Origin of the sequence: Streptomyces sp. NPDC056061 (assembly GCF_042266885.1) — a bacterium.
Classification (GTDB): domain Bacteria; phylum Actinomycetota; class Actinomycetes; order Streptomycetales; family Streptomycetaceae; genus Streptomyces.
The window spans coordinates 22,819-39,017 of the sequence record NZ_JBHJWQ010000010.1; the positions used below are offsets into that span (position 1 = coordinate 22,819).

A 16,199-nucleotide genomic window follows, 5' to 3' on the forward strand; every position below is an offset into this window, starting at 1 on the left:
CGGCACCGCGCCTTTCGGCCGGTGCCGTCGCCGAGCCGGCTGCGCCCGGGGGACTTCGGCGACCGCCGCCGAGCGCGGCGGCTCCCCCGCCCCCGCGCCGGTCCTGCACAACACGTCGCCCCGCCGAGTTGCTGCTCGACGGGGCGACGTGATCAGGACCCGGGAAACAACCGGCGGTGTCCCGGGCGGCTCGTGGGCCGCCGGGTCGTTCCGGGCACCGCCTGTGCGATTGCCTCAGGCGGCCGTGATGTTCTCGGCCTGCGGGCCCTTCTGGCCCTGCGTGATGTCGAAGGTGACCGCCTGGCCCTCCTGGAGCTCACGGAAGCCGGTGGCGTTGATGTTGGAGTAGTGCGCGAAGACGTCGGGGCCCCCGCCGTCCTGCGCGATGAAGCCGAAGCCCTTTTCGGCGTTGAACCACTTCACGGTTCCGCTGGCCATGCCCGTACCTCTCAGTCGACGTCGGATCCGCACCATGCGGACCCGGAGGTGATCGCCCTGGTCACGCACTGCACAGCGAAACGCCCGCGCCAAGGGCGCGGGCAGGTCCTGCGAACCACGACATCTCAATCGCGAGGCTACACTCCGGAATCGATCACCGCCAGAGAGCAATGGCCCTTCTCGTGGCCGAATCCCCCCGATCGGCCCCGCACGTTCGCGCCGCCGAGTCCGCCGGCCGAGCCGACCGCGGCGCGCCGGGGCTCCGGTGCACCGGCCGGATCGGCGCACCGTAGCAACCGGTGTGTCAGAGGTGCGGGTCCACCAGGATCTTGACGGCCGTCTCGTTGTGGTGGATCAGGGTCTCGAAGCCCTCGGTGACGAGGTCGTCCAGGCCGATGGTCCTGGTGATGAACGGGGCCAGGTCGATGCGCCCCTCCTGCACGAGCTTGATGGTCTGCGGGTGGGAGTTGACGTAGGCGATCGTGCCGCGCAGGTCGATCTCCTTGAGGACCAGCTTGTGCATGTCGAGCGACGCAGGCTTGCCCCAGATCGAGATGACGGTGATGACGCCGCCCGGTTTGACGGCGTCCAGCAGTGTGTCGAGGACAGCGTTGACGGATGTCGCCTCGAAGGCGACGTCCGCGCCCTTGCCGCCGGTGAGGCGACGGACCTCCTCGGCGACATCGGTGGCAGCGGGGTCGATGACGTGATCGGCGACCTCGGCGTCCAGCGCCTTCTGCCGGCGCAGCGGGCTCAACTCGCTGACCACGACCTCGATGCCCATCGCCTTGAGCACCGCACAGGTGAGCAGTCCGATCGGGCCGGCGCCGCCGACGAGGGCGACGTCGCCCGCCTTCGCGCCCGAGCGCTGGAACGCGTGGTACCCCACGGACAGCGGCTCGATGAGGGCGGCCTGGTCCAGCGGGACGTCTCCGACCGGGTGGACCCACCGGCGCTCGACGGCGATCTTCTCCGCGAGCCCGCCGCCGCGGCCGCCCAGCCCGATGAAGTTCATGTCGGGCGAGATGTGATAGGTCGGGTTGTTCTCGCTGGTGTCGACGTCGGGGCGCAGGATGTAGGGCTCGACCACGACCCGGTCGCCCGGCTTCAGGTCGTCGACACCCTCGCCCACCGCGTACACGACGCCGGACATCTCGTGGCCGAGCGTCACGGGGGCGGACTCGCCCGAGACCGGGTGCGGGTGCCCGGCCGACGGGACGAAGATCGGTCCGTCGAGGTACTCGTGCAGGTCGGTACCGCAGATCCCGCAGTACGCGACCTCGATGCCCACCGTGCCCGGACCGACCGTGGGCTCGGGAATGTCCTCGACTCGGATGTCACCGCGGTCGTAGTAGCGTGCAGCCTTCACTGGGAGCCGGCTCCTTCGTCTGTGTTGTGCTCACACCTCGTGTCGAGTCCTGCCGTGGAGTGAGGTGCGCCTCGCACGGCACATTGCCGTCGGTAGTCGACAATACGGTCCAATACGGTCGGGCGCTCCTCGGCCCCCCTTCCGGGCCCGAAGTGCGCGCTCCCTGCCCGGTCACCCGGAGGCCGAACGCGGTGAGTTCCTCGGTGACCGGGGCGAAGGCCCCCTCCAGGAACGGGGAGGAGTCCCCTCTACCGGCCGCCGCACCGCGGGAGGCGGCCGGGGCCGCAGTGGCGTGGTTGCCGAGGCCGTAGCCTCCGGCGAGGCCGCCCGCCGCCGCGAGTGCCGCTCCTCGCAGGACCGTTCGGCGTGTATGACTGGTCATCGCTCTCCCCCGTTCGTGGTCGGATTCCCGGCTGTGTCGTGCCGGGTCGGGGAAGAGTCTGCTGCGCGGCCGGCCGCACGTCAGGCGGCCTGGGACCCGTGTCGGGGGTGGTGCCGGCACCACCCCCGACCGACGTGCGAGCCGTGTTCCCGACCGGTCGGAGGCGTCGCGGGCCGGGTCCGGCTCCGGGTCAGGACTCCTGCGGATGCGCCCCCTGCTCGCCGATCCAGTCGGTGATGTGGGCGGCGGTGGTGGAGGCGTGCTGGTTGATGAGGGTGAAGTGGTTGCCCGGCGTGGTGCGGGTGGTGGTGATGTGAGGAAGACCGGTCTGCCAGACATCCGGTCCCGGGCCCGTCCCCGGCGGGGCCGGGAGGGGCTCCGACGCCCGCAGGAGCAGCGTCGGGAAGGGGGCGGGGCCGGGGGTCCAGGTGTGGATGAGCTGTTCGGTCCAGGCATGCGCGGACAGGGTGCCGGCTGTGTAGCCGCCGGTGAGGTGCTCGCGCTCGTACAGGCCGTGCCACAGGTGGGGAAGGAGCTCGCGGGCGGCTGGGGTCTGCAGGTCGTAGGTGTCCAGGAGGACGACTGCCCGCACGGGGGTGCCCCGGTCGGCGAGGTGGCGGGCGGTCGCGTGGGCGAGGATGCCGCCGGACGAGGTGCCCAGGAGGATCACCGGCTCTGCGGCCTGCCCGCCGGAACCGGTGCCCACGGCCTGTGCCAGTCCGGACACGAGTGCTTCGCGGGTGGCGGGCAGGGCCTCGTCCGTGCCGAAGCCGGGAGGCGTCAGGCAGGAGATGGCCCAGTCCTCGGGAAGGGCTCGGGCGAGGGCGAAGTAGGTGTCCGGTCCGGTCAGCGGCACGATCGGGGCCACGCAGATCAGGCGGGGGCCCGAGGTGCCGGCGGTGAGCCGGTCCACGACGGGTGGGAGGGGCTCGGTGCTCTTGGGCCGCAGGGCGGCGAGTTGGGACAGCAGGGTGCCGGCGTCGTCCGGGCGGCCGGCCAGCACGGCTTCGCGGTGGAGGCGGGCGACGAGGTCCGTCGGGGTGGCGCCGACGCCCTGGCGGCCGGGTGCCGGCGGGGCGGCGAGGTGGTCGAGGAGGTGGTCGGCCAGTTCGGCCGGGGTGGGGTGGGTGAGGACGACGGTGCTGGGCAGGGTAGTGCCGGTCGCCATGGCGAGCCGATTGCGCAGGTCGACCGCCGCGAGGGAATCCATGCCGTTGTCGCGGAACACCGCGTGCTCGGCGACCGCTTCGCCGGATGCGTGGCCGAGTGCCGCCGCGGCCTCGCCGCGGATCAGGTCCACGAGGAGCTGCCGCCGCTCGGTCGCCGGGAGGCTTCGCAGCCGCGTCGTGAAGTCACCGTCGCCGACGGCGGGTTCGGGCCGGGTGAGGTCCTGCGCCTCGGGCAGCTCGCCGAAGAAGGGCTGGGGGCCCGATGTGGTGACGACGGGCAGGTAGCTCTTCCAGTCGATGCCGGCGACCGTCAGCGCGCCCTCCTCCTCGTGGAGTGCCTGGGCGAGACCGGCCAGGGCCAGGTCGCCGTCGAGGAAGGACACCCCGGTGCGAAGGAGTTGTTCGCTGTCGGGTTCGCCCAGTTGTTCACGGGCCTCTTCCCAGGGGCCGAAGAAGATCGACGTCGCGCGGGCGCCGCGGGCGCGGCGCCGTGCCGCCAGCGCCTCCAGGTACGCACCGGCCGCGGCCTGTGCGGCGTGGTCGCCCACGCCCCAGGTTCCTGCCACCGACGAGGGCAGGACGAAGGCGTCGAGTGCGGTGTCGTCGAGGAGTTCGTCGAGGTGCGCGGCTCCGGTCGCCCTGGCGTGCACCACGTCGGCGACGTGGTCGGGGCCGGCCGTGGCGAGCGGTCCGAGAGCGCGGTCACCGGCCAGGTGGACCACCGAGCGCACCGGGGTGCCGTTGGCCGAGAGCTTGCCGAGCACAGCGGCCACGGCGTCCTTGTCGGTGACGTCGCAGGACACCGCCTCGGCGGTCGTCCCCCGGGCGTTCAGCTCCGCCACCAGTGCGGCGGCACCGGGCGCGGCGGGGCCGCGACGGCTGAGCAGTACCAGGTGTCCGGCGCCCTGCCGGGCGAGCCGACGGGCGGTCCCACTGCCCAGGGTTCCGGTGCCGCCGGTGATCAGGGTCGTGCCGCGGGGCGCCCAGGTGTCGAGCGCGTCGGCCCGTGCGGGTGCCTTCGCCAGGCGCCGGACGAGGACGCCCGAGGCGCGCACCGCCGCCTGGTCCGCCGCCGGGCCCTGTGCGAGCAGCGAGACGAGCCGGCCGGCCGTCCCGGCGTCGAGCCGTTCGGGGAGGTCGGCGAGTCCGCCGCGCAGCGCGGGTGCCTCCACGGCGGCGGTGCGTGCGAGTCCGAGGACCATGGCCTGGCGCGGGTTGCGGACCGGGTCGGCAGGACCGGTGGAGACCGCGCCGCGGGTCGCCGTCCACAGCGGCACCCGGGTTCCGGAGGCCATGAGGGCCTGGGTCAGGGAGACGGTCAGGGCCAGTCCGGCGGGGAGTGCGGGCCGGTCGGCGTGGGGTTCCTCGGCCGCGGCGAGGAGCGAGAGCACCCCGGCCGTGTGGTCGAGGTCGCCGAGTCGTGCCGCGAGCGTCCGGGGGTCGGTGCAGGTCCCGTCGAGGACGACGTGGCGGAACGGGATGCCGTGTGCGGTCAGGGCATCCAGGACGTCCGCGTCGTCGGCGCCGTCGGCGGTGACGACCAGCCAGGTGCCGGTCGGGGACGGGTCGGCCGGGACGCGCAGCGGTGTCCAGACCGTGCGGTAGCGGAGGGTGCCGACCAGGGCGTGCCGGTCCTGCCGTTCGTGCCAGGCCGCCAGCGCGGGGAGTACCGCGGCGAGGGCGTCCTCGTGTTCGGCTGCGAGACCGATGAGCCCGGCGAGGGAGGCGGTGTCCCGCCGGTCCACCGCCTCCCACAGCGGTCCGTCGGTGGCACCGGACGCGGGGGGCGTCGCGGTGGGCGGGGCGGTCCAGTAGGTCTCGTGCTGGAAGGCGTAGGTCGGCAGGTCCACGGCACGGCCGCCGCTCAGCACCGCGGGCCAGTCGACGGGCACCCCGTGGGCGTGGGCATCGCCGACCGAGCGCAGCACGCGGTCCCATCCGCCGTCGTCGCGGCGCAGGGTGCCCAGGGTGACCGCGGGGCTGCCCTCCTCCTCGATGATCTCGCTGGTGCCGACCGCGAGCACCGGGTGCGGGCCGACCTCGATCATGACGCCGTGCCCCTCGCGCACCAGGCCGGTCATCGTCTCGGCGAAGGACACGGTCCGGCGCAGGTTGCCGCACCAGTAGCGGGCGTCGAGCTCCGTCGTGTCCAGGCGGCCCCCGGTCACCGTGGAGTAGAACGGCACCTGCGACGCGCGGGGCCGTACGTCGGCCAGCAGTTCCAGCAGTTCGGGCTCGATCCGGTCGACGTGCGCGGAGTGGGCCGCGAAGTCCACCCCGGGCAGCCGCCAGCGCATGAGCCCGGCGGCGGACAGGCCGCGCTCGACCTCGTGCAGAGCGGCCGGATCGCCGGAGATCGTCACGGTCCTCGGGCCGTTGACGGCCGCGATCGAGACCGCGCCGGATACCTGGTCCAGCACCGCCTGGACCTGCTCGCGCGGACCCATCACCGACATCATCGCGCCGCTTCCGGACAGCCGTTCACGGATCAGGCGGCTGCGCAGCGCCACCACCCGGGCGCCGTCCTCCAGGGACAGACCACCGCTGACACAGGCGGCGGCGACCTCGCCCTGGGAATGGCCGACCACCGCGGCCGGTTCGACCCCCAGCGAACGCCACACGGCGGCGAGGGAGACCATGACCGCCCACAGCACGGGCTGCTGCACATCGGGCCTCCCTTCGAGCGGAGGCGCGTCCTGCTCACCGCGCATCACGCCGGTGAGGGACCAGTCGATGTACGGGGCCAGGGCCGCCCGGCAGTCGTCGACACGTGCGGCGAAGACGGGCGAGGCGTCCAGGAGGCCGGCCGCCATGCCGGGCCAGGCCGCGTCCTGGCCGGGGAAGACGAACACCACCGGGCCGCGTCCGGACGCGGTTGCCCGCGACACCCCGGGGTGTGCGGTGCCCCGGGCCAGGGCGGTCAGGCTCTCGTGCAGCGCGGCACGGTCGTCGCCGACCAGGACCGCCCGGTGCTCGAACGCGGCACGGGTGGTCGCCAGCGAGTATCCGACGTCGAGGGGCCGCAGCCCTGGGTGGTTCTCCAGGTGGGTGAGGAGTTTCCCGGCCTGGGCGCGCAGCGCGGCGGCGGACCTGCCCGACAGCGGCCAGGCCACCGGGCCGCCCGGCACCGGTTCCGCGGTCCGGACATGGTCGGCGTCCGCCGGGTCCGGCTCGGCGGTTCCGCCCGCGGGCAGGGCGGCGGGCGGCGGGGCCTGTTCCAGGACGGCGTGCGCGTTGGTGCCGCTCATCCCGAACGCCGAGACGGCGGCCCGCCGGGGCCGGTCGAGAAGGGGCCACGGCTCGGCCTCGGTCAGCAGCCGCAGCGCGCCCGCGTTCCAGTCGATGCGCGAGGACGGCTCGGTGACGTGCAGGGTCCTGGGCAGCAGGCCCTGCCTCAGCGCCATGACCATCTTGATGACACCGGCGACACCGGCGGCGGTCTGGGTGTGCCCGATGTTGGACTTGACCGAGCCGACCAGCAGCGGCGGGTTGTCCCCCCGGTCCCGGCCGTAGGTGGCGAGCAGTGCGTGCGCCTCGATCGGGTCGCCCAGTGCGGTGCCGGTCCCGTGCGCCTCCACGGCGTCGACGTCGGACGCGGAGAGTCCGCTGTTGGCGAGGGCCTGCCGGATGACGCGCTGCTGTGCCGGGCCACTGGGTGCGGTCAGCCCGTTGGAGGCGCCGTCGGAGTTCACCGCCGACCCGCGGACGACGGCGAGTACCCGGTGGCCGTGCCGCAGGGCGTCCGAGAGCCTCTCCAGCACCAGCAGACCGGCGCCCTCGGCGATGCCCATGCCGTCCGCCGACTCGGCGAACGCCTTGCACCGCCCGTCCGGTGCCATGACCCGGTGCCGGCTCAACGAGACCATCACGTCGGGTCCGGCCAGTACCGTGGCGCCCCCGGCGAGGGCCAGGTCGCTCTCCCCCGAGTGCAGCGACCGACAGGCGAGGTGGAGCGCGACCAGGGAGGACGAACAGGCCGTGTCCACCGTCACCGACGGCCCGACCAGGTCGAACAGGTAGGCGAGACGGCCGGACAGCACGCTGGGGAGCGTCCCGGTGAGCTGGTACCCGTCGGCGTCCGCCGACGCCCCCGCCCCGTAGCTCTGGGAGAGCGCGGAGACGAACGTGCCGGTCGTGCTTCCGCGCAGGGAGGCCGGGTCGAGCCCGGCGCGTTCGAACGCCTCCCAGGCGAGCTCCGTCAGTATCCGCTGCTGCGGGTCCATCGCGGCCGCCTCGCGCGGGGACATCCCGAAGAAGCCCGCATCGAACTCGGCCGCCCCGTCGAGGAATCCCCCCTCCCCGGCGGAGGTCCGGCCGGCCCGCTCCGGGTCGGGGTGGTACACGTCCGGGTCCCAGCCGCGGTCGGCGGGCAGCGGGGAGACCGCGTCCGTACCCGCGACCAGCAGTTCCCACAGCTCCTCGGGCGAACGGACCCGGCCGGGGAACCGGCAGCTCATCCCGATGATCGCGATCGGCCCGGCGTCGGGCGTCCCGGCCGCCGGGGCGCGCGGCGCGGCAGGGGCCGCCCGGTGTTGTTCGCCGGATCCGCCCAGTTCGCCCCAGAGGTGGGCGGCCAGTGCTTCGGGCGTCGGGTGGTCGTAGACCAGGGTCGAGGGCAGGCGCAGACCGGTGTGTTCGCGCAGGGCGTTCCGCAACTGGTTGGCGGTCAGGGAGTCGAAGCCCAGGTCCTTGAACGACCGCCCGGCCCCGACCGCCGCCGGGCCCGCCAGCCCGAGTACCGCGACCACCTGCTCTCGCAGCAGCTCCAGCAGACGAGCACGGGCCTGCTCGCCCGTCAGCCCGGCCAGCAGGTCCAAGGCCCGAGGGGTGGCGGCGGCCCTCCGGCGGGCGGGTCCGGCAGGCACCAGGCCCCGGAAGACGGCGGGGACCGTGTCACGCGCCCGCAATGCGGCCCGGTCGACCCGGGCCGCCACCACCGACGCCCTGCGCGCCGCGCTCGCGGCGTCGAACCAGGCGAGTCCCTGCTCGACGGAGGACACCGGCAATCCGGCGCGGGCGATCCTCGCCATCTCCGCGGCGCTCAGCCCGGTGGACATGCCGGCGTCCTGCGGCCACGGCCCCCACGCGACGGACAGGCCCGTGAGACCTTCCGCGGCACGCCGTTCTGCCAGCGCGTCCAGGAACGCGTTGGCCGCGGTGTAGGCGGCCTGTCCCGCGTTGCCGAGGACGCCGAAGACCGAGGAGAACACCACGAACGCCGTGAGATCGCGCTCGCGGGTCAGTTCGTGCAGGTGCCAGGCGCCGTCCAGCTTCGGACGGAGGACCGTGTCCAGCCGCTCCGGGGTCAGTGCCGGGACGAGCCCGTCGTCGAGCACACCTGCGGCGTGGACGACGCCGGTCAGCGGGTGTTCGGCCGGAACATCCATCAGCAGGGCGGCAAGGGCCGCGCGGTCGGAGACGTCGCAGGCGGCGACGGTCACGCGGGCGCCCCGCGCGGTCAGTTCGGCCACCAGCCCGTCGGCGCCCTCGGTGTCGGCGCCGCGGCGTCCGGCCAGCAGCAGGTGGCGGACCCCGTGCTCGGTGACCAGGTGCCGGGCGACCAGAGCGCCCAGGCCGCCCAGGCCACCGGTGACCAGCACGGTGCCCTCGCCGCCCCACACCGCACCCGGCGCCGACGGGTCGGCGGCGTCGGCGCGGACCAGGCGCGGCACCAGCAGCTCGCCGTCGCGCAGGGCCAGTTGGGGCTCGCCGCAGTCCAGCACGGCGCGTCGCACCGCTGCGGCATCCGCTGCCGGGTCCCCGTCGTCCGCGGGGTCCGCATCGAGCAGCACGAAGCTGCCGGGGCTCTCCTGCTGGGCCGAGCGCACCAGCCCCCACACCGAGGCCGCCACGACGTCCGGCGCCGTTCCGGGCGTGGTGGCCACCGCGCCGCGGGTCACGAACACCAGCCGGGAGGGCCGACCGGTGCCGTTCCCGCCCGTGTCGCCGTCCTCGTCCGCCAGGTGCTGCCGCAGTGTGTCCAGGACGGCGGTGGTGACGGTGCGGACCGCCTCCGGCACCGGCACGCCGACCGGCGCGGTGACCGGGACCAGCACCACTTCCCCGGCCGGGGCGGGGTCGGGTCCGCCGGTCCCCGGCACCGGGGCGGGCGACCAGTCCAGGCGCAGCAGCGGCCGGCCGGTCATGGGCCGCGGGGTGCCGGCGGCCGGGGGGCGCAGGGTCGACGAGCGCACCGAGAGCACCGGATCGCCCGCGGCGTCCGCCGCGGTCAGCGTGACCGTGTCCGCGCCCGTCCTGCGCAGCCGTACGCGCAGCACCGACGCTCCCGCGGCGTGCAGGCTCACGCCGTGCCAGGCGGTCGACGCCGCTCCGCCCGACGTGTCGTCGGGACCGGTGAGCGACGCCAGCGACAGTGCCGCGTCCAGGAGCGCGGGATGCAGGCCGAAGGCGTCCGCGTCGTCGGCGAGGTGCTCGGGGAGTGCGACCTCGGCCAGCACCTCCTCGCCGTTCCGCCACGCCCTCCGGACGGCCCGGGCCGTCGTGGCGTGCGCGGATTCGACGTCGGTCCGCGGCGTGTGGAAGGCATCGAGGCCGACCGGTACGGCGCCTTCCGGCGGCCATGCCCGTCCGTCCTCGGCCCGGACCGCGGGCGCGTCGGGGGCGAGGATGCCGGTGGCGTGCAGCGTCCAGGGCGCGTCGGGAGTGCCGGCGGGCCGCGTGTGCACGTCCAGCGTGCGTCGGCCGTCGTCGCCGGGGCCACCGACCGCCACCTGGATCCGCACGCCGCTCCCGCCCGCCCCGGGCAGCACCAGCGGGGCGGACTGGGTGAGTTCCTCGACGACGCCGCAGCCGACCTCGTCGCCCGCGCGTATCGCCAGTTCCACGAGCCCGGTCCCGGGGAGGACCACGTCGTCGGCCTCGCCGTGGCCGTCGAGCCATGGCAGCTCCGCGGCCGCCAAGTGCCCGGTGCACAGCAGGCCGCCGCTCCCGGGCAGTTCCACGACCGCGCCGAGCAGCGGGTGCTCCGCACCGTCCAGCCCTGCCCGGGCCGCCCCGGCCGCCGGGCCGGGGCCGGTGGAGGCGATCCAGTAGCGGTCGCGCTGGAAGGCGTAGGTCGGCAGCGCGATGCGGCGCGCCCCGGTCCCGGCGAACAGCTCGGCCCACCGCACCGGCACGCCGCGGACGTACAGCCGGGCGGCCGCCGTCACCGCGGCGGACTCCTCGCCGCCGTCGCGCTCCAGCAGCGGCACCGCCTCGGCGTCCGTCACGTCGATCAGGATGTCCTGGGCCGCCGCGGACAACGTCGCGTCCGGTCCGATTTCCAGGAAGGTGCGGGCTCCGGCCGCGGCCGCCGCGGCGACCGCGTCGGCGAACCGCACGGTCCGTGCGACGTGCTCGACCCAGTGGTCGGCGGTGCGGATCCGCTCCGCGTCGATCTCCTTCCCGGTGACGGTGGACACGATCGGGATACGGGGCTCGCCCAGGGACAGGCCCTCGACGACCGTGCGGAAGTCGTCCAGCATCGGCGTCATCAGCGGGGAGTGGAACGCGTGGCTGACCCGCAGCCGGGTCGCCTTGCGCCCGTCGGCCGCGAACCGGTCCGCGATCGCCTCGACCGCGGCGGTCTCCCCGGAGAGCACCACCGCCCGCGGGCCGTTGACCGCGGCCAGTCCCACCCGGCCCCCGGCGGCGAGCAGCGGCGCGACCTCGTCCTCGGTGGCCCGCAGCGCGACCATGGCGCCGCCCTGGGGCAGCGCCTGCATCAGCCGTCCGCGGGCGGCGACGAGGGTGCACGCGTCCGGCAGGGACAGCACCCCGGCCACGTGCGCCGCCGCGATCTCCCCGATCGAGTGCCCGACCAGCACATCGGGCGCCGCGCCCCAGGACTCCACGAGCCGGAAGAGGGCCACCTCCAGTGCGAACAGCGCGGGCTGGGCGTACTCGGTCCGGTCGAGCAGCTCGCCGTCGTCACCGTGCACCACCTCGTGCAGCGGCCGCTCCAGTCGCCCGTCCAGATGTGTGCGGACCTCGTCCCATGCCGCCGCGAACACCGGGAACCGGGCGTACAGGTCGCGGCCCATGCCCGGCCGCTGCGCGCCCTGACCCGCGAACAGCAGCGCCACGGGGGCGGGGGCGCCGGCCACGGTGCCCCCGGCCACCCGCACGGTCCGCACGTCGCCGTCCTGCGCGCCGTCCGCAGCGACGGCGCCCGTCGTGGCCAGCAGGACCGCCCGGCACTCCAGTTCGGAGCGTGTCGTCGCCAGCGAGTAGCCGACGTCCGGCGCCGTCGAGCCGGTCGCGGCCACGAACGCGGCGAGCCGGTCGAGCCCGGCCTCCAGCGCCGCCTCGGTCCGTGCCGACACCGGCCACGGCACCACCGTCGGCCCGGCCTGTACCGGGAGCGCGGGCGCGGCGGGGCCTGCGGGCAGGTCCTGCGGCGGCTGCTCGATGATCACGTGCGCGTTCGTGCCGCTGATCCCGAACGACGACACGCCCGCACGGCGGGGCCGTTCGGCCCGGGGCCACGGCACGGACCCGGTGAGCAGTTCCACCGCGCCGGCCGACCAGTCGACCTGTGACGACGGCGCGTCCACGTGCAGCGTGCGGGGCAGCACACCGTGCCGCACGGCGAGGATCATCTTGATGACGCCCGCGACACCGGAGGCGGCCTGGGTGTGCCCGATGTTGGATTTCAGCGACCCCAGCAGCAGCGGGCGGTCCCGGTCCCGGCCGTAGGCGGCCAGCAGCGCCTGGGCCTCGATCGGGTCGCCCAGCCGGGTGCCGGTGCCGTGTCCCTCCACCGCGTCCACGTCCGCGGGCACCAGCCCGGCGTCGTCCAGGGCCTGGCCGATCACCTGTCGCTGCGCGATCCCGCTCGGCGCGGTGAGGCCGTTCGACGCTCCGTCGGAGTTGACCGCGGAACCGCGCAGGACCGCCAGCACGCGGTGGCCGTCGCGGATCGCGTCCGAGAGCCGTTGCAGCACCAGGATGCCGACACCCTCGGACCATCCGGTGCCGTCCGCGGCCTCCGCGTACGCCTTGCAGCGGCCGTCGGGCGACAGGCCGCCCTGGCGGGCGAACTCCGCGAAGATCCCCGGCTCGGACATCACGGTGACGCCACCGGCCAGTGCCAGGGAGCACTCACCGGCCCGCAGTGCCCGCGCCGCCAGGTGCAACGCCACCAGGGACGAGGAGCAGGCAGTGTCCACGGTCAGCGCCGGGCCCCGCAGGCCCAGGGCGTAGGCGATCCGGCCGGAGAGGACGCTCGGCGAGGTGCCGGTCAGCAGATGGCCCTCCGTGTCGCCGGAGCTGTCCTTCAGCCGTGGACCGTAGTCCTGGGCCATCGCGCCCACGAACACCCCGGTCCGACTGCCGTGCAGGGCCGAGGGGGCGATCTCGGCCCGCTCCACCGCCTCCCAGCTCACCTCCAGCGCGAGGCGCTGCTGCGGGTCCATCGCCCGCGCCTCGCGCGGCGAGATCCCGAACAGCGCCGCGTCGAAGCGGTCCGCGTCGTACAGGAAGCCGCCCGGCCTGCCGTCGGCCTGCTCCCGGGCTGTCCACCCGCGGCCGGTCGGCATCCCGGAGACGGCGTCCGTCTCGCCCGAGAGCAGGTCCCACAGCTCCTCCGGGGAGGTCACCCCGCCCGGGAGGCGGCAGGCCATGCCCACGATCACGACCGGATCGTCCGACTCGGCGGCGCCGGGCTCCGGCGGCACGTCGTCGGTCGCCGTGCCGCCGGTCCCGGCGGCCAGATGGTCGGCGAACCGTTCGGGCGTGGGGTGGTCGAACAGGACGGTGTTGGCCATCCGCAGCCGGGTCGCGGTCCTCAGGCGGGTCACCAGTTCCACCGTCATGGCCGAGTCGAAGCCCAGCTCCCGGAAGGAGTGCGCCGGGTTCACCCGTTCCGCGGAGGAGTGGCCGAGCACCACCGCCGTCTCCGTGCGCACCAGCCGTGCCAGACCGGCGCGCGTCCAGGCGGTGCCGGATCCCCCGCGAACCGTTGGCTCCGGACCTGCGGCGTGCCCCTGCGCGGTGTCGGCCCGCCCGGTACCGCCCGCCGGGGCGACCGCTCCGGCCTCCCCGCCCGCCGCGGAGTCGTCGGTGGATTCCGGGAGCCAGTACCGCTCCCGCTGGAACGCGTACGTCGGCAGGGCCACCCGTCGGGCACCGGTCCCGGCGAACGACCGCGACCAGTCGACCGACGCACCCCGCACGTACAACTCCGCCAGGCAGGCGAGGAAGCGGTCCTTCCCGCCCAGGTCCCGGCGCAGTGTGCCGACGGCCACCGCCCGGGTGTCGGCCGCGTCGGCGATCTCCTGGATCCCGCCGGTCAGCACGGGGTGGGAACTCACCTCGACGAAGAACCGGTGGCCCTGCTCCAGCAGCGCGCGCACCGCCGGTTCGAAACCGACGGTCTGCCGCAGATTGCGGTACCAGTAACCGGCGTCCGTACCGGCGGTGTCCAGCCATGTGCCGGTCACCGTGGAGAGGAACGGCACCCGCGCGGGGCGCGGGTCGATGCCTTCCAGCGCGGCCGTCAGCTCCTCACGCACCTGCTCGACCTGTGCCGAGTGCGAGGCGTAGTCGACCGCGATACGGCGCACCCGTATGCCGGCGCCCGCGAGTTGCGCGAACAACGCGTCGAGTGCGTCCGGTTCACCGGAAACCACGACCGAGCCGGGTCCGTTGACCGCCGCGACCGAGATCCGGCCGTCCCAGCGGTCCAGCCGTGCCTCGGCCTCGGCCCGCGGCAACGGCACCGACAGCATGCCGCCCTCCCCCGCCAGCCGGCGGGCGATGATGCGGCTGCGCAGCGCCACGACCCGCGCCGCATCGTGGAGGGAGAGCGCACCGGACACGCAGGCCGCCGCGATCTCTCCCTGCGAGTGGCCCACCACCGCGTCCGGGACCACCCCGTGCGCCTGCCACAGTGCCGCGAGGGACACCATCACCGCCCAGGAGACGGGCTGGACCACGTCCACCCGCTCCAGCGACGGCGCCCCCTCGGCCTGCTGCAGCACCTCCGGCAGCGACCAGTCCACATGAGGCGCCAGTGCGGCGGCGCACTCGGCGAGCCGCTCGGCGAACACCGGGGACTGCGCCGTCAACCGGACGCCCATGCCCGCCCATTGGGAACCCTGGCCGGGGAAGACGAACACCGTCCCGCCCCCGGCATCGGCGGTTCCGCGTACGACGCCGGGCGCGGATTCACCGTCGGCCAGTGCCGCCAGCGCGTCCAGGGCACCCGTGCGGTCCGGCGCGAGGACGACGGCACGCTGGTCGAGAGCGGCCCGGGTGGTCGCCAGGGAGAAGCCCACGTCCACCGGATCGAGGTGCGGGTTCTCCTCCGTGTGGCGGGCCAGGCGTGCGGCCTGCGCGTGCAGGGCGTCCCGGGTGCGGCCCGACAGCGGCCACGGCACAGAACCGCCGGTGCCGTCGGATCCCGGGCGCGCGGGCGCCCGCCCGGGTGCCGGTTCGACGGCGGAGACGATCAGGTGGCAGTTGGTGCCGCCCACGCCGAACGAGGACACCCCGGCCAGAGCCCGGCCGTCGCGGTAGGGCCAGGGGCGGGGCTCCGTCACCACGTCCAGGCGCCACTCGTCGAAGCGGATCCGCGGGTTGGGCCGGGCGAAGTTCAGGCTCGCCGGCAGTTCGCCGTTGCGCAGCGACAGCACGACCTTCATCAGGCCCGTGATGCCCGCGGCGCCCTCCAGGTGCCCCACGTTCGTCTTCGCCGAACCGACAAGCAGCGGGCTGTCCTCGGGCCGGTCCGCCCCGTAGACGGCGCCGAGCGCGGCGGCCTCCACCGGGTCGCCCACCCGCGTACCGGTGCCGTGCAGCTCCACGTACTGCACCTCGGCCGGGTCCACGCCCGCGCGGCGGCACGCCGCCCGCAACACCGCCTGCTGGCCACGCGGATCGGGGGTCGCCAGACCTTCGGCCGGGCCGTCGTTGTTGACCGCGCCGCCCTCGATGACGCAGTAGATCTCGTCGCCGTCGGCCAGCGCGTCGGCCAGCGGCTTGAGGAGCACCATGCCCGCGCCCTCGCCGCGGACGTACCCGTCGGCACGCTCGTCGAAGGTGAAGCAGCAGCCGTCCGCGGACAGGGCACCGAGCAGGTCCGGCGCCATCGCGCTGTCCTGTACCAGATTGAGTTGTACGCCGCCGGCCACTGCCGTCGTCGACTCCCCGCGCCGCAGGCTCTCGCATGCCAGGTGCACCGCCACGAGCGACGACGACTGTCCGGTGTCCACCACCAGACTCGGTCCCCGCAGTCCGAGGAAGTGGGAGATCCGGTTCGCGATCACGCTGCGGTTCAGACCGGTGAGCGTGTGGTGCCCGACCGCCGACGGCCCCCTGCGCCGGGCCAGTGCGGCGTAGTCGTCCGCGGTCACACCGAGGAACACCCCGGTGTCGCTGCCCCGGACCGCGGCCGGCAGGACTCCGGCGTCCTCCAGGACCTCCCAGCCCAGCTCCAGCGCGAGGCGCTGCTGCGGGTCCATCGACCGGGCCTCGCGCGGGGAGATCCCGAAGAACTCTGCGTCGAAGCGGTCGACCTCGTCCAGAAAGGCACCCCGACCCGTATTGCCGGAGGCCGCTGCCCCGTTGCCCCACCGGCCCGGTGGCACCTGTGCCACCGCGCTCGCCCCGTCCGTGAGCAGCCGCCAGAACCGTTCGGGGTCCTCCGCGGACGGCAGCCGGCACGCCACTCCCACCACTGCGATGGCGTTGTCCCTCGCACGGATGTGCTCGGCGGACATGGACTCGGCTCGGCTCACGGCTCCGCTCCCCCAACTCATTCGTCTCAGCAGGCTCAGCGGGGAGAGAGCACATGTCGCCACACGCTCGTTCTCCGAGAACCCGGCACAGGAATGCCGTT

3 protein-coding genes are annotated in these 16,199 nt (G+C 74.7%); all 3 read right to left on the reverse strand.

Translation table 11 applies throughout. The features are described 5' to 3' along the window. Window positions 1-234: 234 nt before the first annotated feature. Window positions 235-438: a cold-shock protein gene (locus ACFC79_RS16755; RefSeq protein WP_376240704.1), complete on the reverse strand. Its 204-nt coding sequence runs from the start codon at window positions 436-438 to the stop codon at window positions 235-237. A 304-nt stretch (window positions 439-742) separates the two neighbouring features. Continuing rightward, window positions 743-1,807 (reverse strand): 2,3-butanediol dehydrogenase, encoded by a 1,065-nt coding sequence (locus ACFC79_RS16760; protein WP_376240707.1) that lies wholly within the window; start codon window positions 1,805-1,807, stop codon window positions 743-745. 572 nt (window positions 1,808-2,379) lie between these two features. Further along, entirely contained in the window at window positions 2,380-16,080 is a 13,701-nt protein-coding gene (locus tag ACFC79_RS16765; RefSeq protein WP_376241009.1) for a type I polyketide synthase, read from the reverse strand. Window positions 16,081-16,199: the final 119 nt, after the last annotated feature.

Excerpts from the sequence above, each read along its gene's own strand:
- ACFC79_RS16755 (WP_376240704.1), bottom strand. The coding sequence starts at position 438 with ATGGCCAGCGGAACCGTGAAGTGGTTCAACGCCGAAAAGGGCTTCGGC.
- ACFC79_RS16765 (WP_376241009.1), bottom strand. The coding sequence starts at position 16,080 with ATGTCCGCCGAGCACATCCGTGCGAGGGACAACGCCATCGCAGTGGTG.